Below are 5,292 nucleotides of genomic sequence, written 5' to 3' on the forward strand. Positions count from 1 at the left end.
ACGGTTACGGCTGCAGGGGGAACTCCGAACTACAGCTATGCTTTCGCTCAGAGCCCTTCTACGGCTCCGACTTCTGCTTACAACGGCAGCAACGTGCTGACAGTCGACACGAATTCTGGAGCAAACCTTGCATGGGATGTCTATGTAAGAGACGCCAACGGATGTACGGCTAAATCTACAGTTAACGTAATTGTTGATTCGCTGCCTGCTGTTACGAACGTTTCGGTTAACAACCAGTGTACGGCTTCAGGAAGCACATTCACCATTACCGCTACAGCTACAGGACTTGCTCCGCTTACCTACAGCATTGACGGAACCAACTTCCAGACTTCTGCTACATTTACGGTAGCGGCGGGATCTTATACGGTTACCGTTAAGGACGTGAACGGCTGTACTGCTTCAGCTCCGGCTGCGACGGTTGTCTATCCTCAGCTTACTGCTGCAGGAACGGTTACAAAAGAATTGGATTGTACTGCCACTCCTAATGCAGTCATTACGGTGACTATCGCAGGAGGAAGAGCCCCTTTCACTTATACGGTACAGAAAGGTTCAGGCACGGTTAGCGCGCCAAGCGCTTCAATTGCCGGACCTACATTCACCTACTCGGTTGCACCTGCAGATGCAGACACTTATACTTTCGTGGTTACAGATACAAACAACTGTTCAAGAACAGCTGTTGTGACTGTTGACCCGATCAGCAATCCTACAGTTACGGCTGCGGCGGTAAATGCGGGCTGCAACGGAAGCTCAGACGGTTCAGTAACCCTTACGGGTGCGGGCGGATCTGGCGGATACACCTACAGCAGCAACGCAACTACAGGATTTACGGCAAATGCTGTGTTTACAGGACTTGCCGCAGGATCTTACACTTTCTACGTAAGAGACAGCAAAGGCTGCCAGGGATCAGTTCCGGTGACGATCACGCAGCCACTGACATTGGCAGCAACAACAGCGGTTGTCGGATTTACATGTGATGCGGCAAACGGAAAAGTGGCTGGTACAGTTACAGTAAACGTTACCGCAGGAACAGGAACGGCTCCATACGAGTACAGCTTCAACGGAAACGGATTCGGTTCAAACAACGTATTGACATTGAACGACAACGGATCTAATCAGAATTACAGCTATACGGTTCGTGATGCAAAAGGATGTACGGTTACTGGAACAGGAACACTTTCAAGACTAAACCCACCAACAGACCTAGCATTCGGTGCTGCTGCGATTACTTGTACGGCTACTACGACTACTGTTACTTTAACAGCAAGTAATGGAGTTGGGACATTAGAATATGAAACTATTGCACCATCACCAGTAATAGTTGCAAAACAGACATCTAACAGCTTTGCAGGTTTAGCTCCTGGAACTTATATGTTCAGAGTTACTGATGTAAACGGATGTTATTATACAGAATCATATACAATTAATCCGGTTACACCAATTACAGTTACTGCTAACAAAACAAGCGATGTTCTTTGTAACGGTGGAAACACAGGATCTATCAGATTAAATGTTGCTGGTTTTGCTGCAACTTCTTCTTACAGCTACACCGTTAATGGTGGTACAGCTGTGACTGGAAATACAGCAGCTACAGCTAATATTACGAATTTAACAGCGGGTAATTATGCAATTGTTGTAACAGATGAAACAACAGGATGTACAGCAAATGCCTCTATTACGATTGATGAGCCAGCAGCGCCTTTAGCAGCTACATATGTAGCTATAAATGCGAACTGTTTCATTACAACATCTGAAGTTACGGTTACTGCAACAGGCGGTACACCAGTTTACAGATATTCATTTGTTCAGGATGGCGCTCCAGCTGGAACTTATTCAAACAATAACAAAGCAAACCTAGATCCTACGATTACAGATTGGGATGTTTATATTTTAGATGCTAATAATTGTCCATTTAAATTGGATGTTACCATTACAAGAGATGCTGTACCTACAGTAACAGCTTCTGCAACTGGTCAATGTTTTGGTGTAGGAAGCTACGTTATTACAGCAAATCCAGGAGCAGGTTTGGTTGCACCTTTAAGCTACAGTATTAATAATGGTGCCTCTTATCAGGCGGGTAATACTTTTACAATTACTACACCTGGAAGCTATACAGTAAGAATTAAAGACGGTAACGGATGTACAGCAGACAGTAATGTTGTTATAGTTGATAATGCGTTAGGATTAACAGCTGTATTAGATAAAGATATTACATGTTCTGCACCAACAGCTGCTCAAGTTACTCTAACAGCAAACGGTGGAAGCCCTGCATTTACATATGAATATAAAGAAGCAGCTGGAGCATACACAAGTATGGCTTCAAATGTTTTCAATACAATGACTCCTGGTAGTTATACTTTCAGAGTTACAGATGCAAATGGATGTAGATTCGAAACTACTTCTCCGATAGTTATTACTTCGCCTGTGAATCCAGTTATTACTTCAGTAACACAGACGCAAACTATCAATTGTCATGGTGAAGAAACAGCAGCTATTTCTATAGTTTATAACGCTTCACAAGGACAGGCTCCATTTGTAGTAAATGTTATAAATACTACTACAGGAAGAGATTACGGAACTCAGACTTCTGGTTTAGCAGCAGGTAATTACACTATTACGCTTACTGATGCCAAAGGATGTGATGCTACTCAAACGATTACAATTAACCAACCTACACCTATTGTAGTAAGTCGTACAGTTACTCCGATTACATGTGTATCTGGTGGGGTTTCATTGGGATCTATTACAATTAATAACGTAACAGGTGGAACAGCTAATTATACCTATCATGTAACTGGCGTAAATGGATATGACGAACAATTCAACAATCAGACAGGTACAACGGCTGTTTTCGAAGTTGTAGACTTTGGATTATATCAAATTATAGTTACTGATGCGAATGGCTGTACTAATATCGAACAAGACGTGCTAGTAGCCTCTCCACCAGATGATTTGGATATTATAGTGACACCTCCACCAGCTGATTGTTCAGCATTAGGTTCAGCAGAGGTGGCAATCAATACAACATCAGCAGGAAGTATTGTAGGTAATGGTCCATTCCACTTTGCAGTTTATACTGGTCCAGGAATGGTCTATACTTCTCCAACTACTTTCCCATGGTATGATGAGGACGTTTTAGGAGTTCCAGCAGGAACAAATCCGGGAAGTAAAAAAACAACGATACCAAACTTATTGCCAGGTGTTAAATATACTTTTATTGTACATGATGCCGGAACAGGTTGTTATTATTATGAAACTGCAGAATTACCAATTCCTACGAATTCTACGTTAACTATTGGTGCACTTTCTTCAAACAATATTACTTGTAGAGGTAATAATGACGGAAATGTGACTTTCAGAGTAGAAAGCACATATCCTTCTGCTACTCCAATAAGTTATGAGATTTTCAATTCTTTTACTATGGTTAGTACGGGAATTACCGGAACGGGATCAATCCCTGCAAACGGAAGTACAACATTTTCAAACATTGGCGCACTGCCTTTCGGAAATTATGTTGTAGTGATTAGAGAAACAGCCGGCGCAACAAATGCTGGATGTAGTATTGCGACTGATTCATTTAATATTACACAATCTGCAATCGATTTGTCTATTACAGCTTCTGTTTCTAAAAATGCAAATTGTAATCCAAATTCTGGAGTAATCACTGCTGTCGGAAAAGACGGTACAGCTCCTTATACTTATTTATTATTGCCATCAACAGATCCTGCTCCGACAGCTACGACTGTTGGATGGAATTCTATAAATACATTTAATAGAAATGCAGGTGACTATGTCGCTTACGTGAAGGATGCATACGGTTGTATCAAATTTGCTCCTGTAACTTTAGATAGAGATGATGATCCAACAATTACTGCACCTGCAGCTATTTGTTACACAGGTTCTCCATTTGATATCACTATTACTGGTGTAGTTGATCCTGCCATCATTGGAGCACCGACTTACAGTGTAAATGGAAGTACTTTCCAAACAAGCCCGACATTTACATTAAATGCTCCTGGTATTTACACTTTAGTAATTAAAGATGGTAATGGTTGTACTGCAACTACTTCTTATGAGGTTAAGCCACAATTATTCTTAGCTGCTACACTTACTAAAGAACTAGATTGTACAGCTACTCCAAATGCTGTAATTACATTAACTGCAACAGGTGGTTACGATACAGCTTATACTTACGAGTATTCTACCAACGGTGGAACCTCTTATATAACAATGGCTTCAAATGTTCTTTCGACAAGTGCATTAGGAAATTATATTTTCAGAGTAAGCGATGCGAAATTGCCAACAGCATGTACGGCAACAACAACGTTTACATTAGATCCAATTCCAGCTACTGTATTCAATACAGTCCAAACACATGTTAGCTGTAATGGTGGAGCAGACGGTACAATTACTGTAAATGTTACATCAGGAGTTGGCCCATACCAATATCGATTAGATGGAGGTGTTTACCAATCTTCTAATGTATTTCCGGGATTAAGTGCAGGTACTTCATATATTATTACGGTAAGAGATGCTAAATCTTGTACCTATGGAAGTTCAGCAATTACAATCACGCAGCCATCTGCCTTAACTGCATCGTCAGCTATTACAGTTCCTTTGACATGTGCGGCAGGCAATCTTCCAGCAAAAGCTACTGTAACAGTAACAGCTTCTAATGGAACTTCACCATACTTATACAGTTTTGATGGAGGTACTACATACACTAGTACAAATACATATGAGACCTTTGCTGGAACAACATTTGATGTTTTAGTGAAAGATGCTAAGGGATGTATATATACATTAACTAACGGAGTTGATGTGCCATCTCTTAACCCTCCAACAGACATGGATATTGCAGGAACGCCTATTTACTGTGCTCCTGCTGCAAATACGACCAGCACGGTTACGATCAGCAACGTTCAGAACGGAGTTGGACCTCTTGAGTACGAGATCCTTTCTCCTATCACGGTTGCCAAACAGCCTTCTGCTGTATTTGCTGGATTGGCTCCAGACACCTACCTATTCCAGGTTACGGACGCCAACGGCTGCACCTACCAGGAATCATACACGGTAGTTCCGGTTACCAACATCACAGTTTCAGGCGAGCTTGTGGATAATGTTGACTGTAACGGAAATGCAAACGGAGTTGTAAGATTTACAGTTGCGAATTTCGGAGGCGCCTACACTGCGGCATTAACGTCAGGTACAGGTACGTTGACTCAGACAGGAAATACTGTCGATGTTACAGGATTGGTTCCTGGAACCTACACGGTAACGGTTACGGACAACGTG

Annotated in this window: 1 protein-coding gene; it reads left to right on the forward strand. The window is 41.8% G+C overall.

Annotated features, from left to right (window positions below):
- Positions 1-5,292 (forward strand): beta strand repeat-containing protein (locus E0W73_RS21320; protein ID WP_208730560.1); only part of this gene is annotated, 5,292 nt, incomplete at both ends.

Origin of the sequence: Flavobacterium foetidum, from assembly GCF_004634245.1 — a bacterium.
GTDB classification, from domain to species: domain Bacteria; phylum Bacteroidota; class Bacteroidia; order Flavobacteriales; family Flavobacteriaceae; genus Flavobacterium; species Flavobacterium foetidum.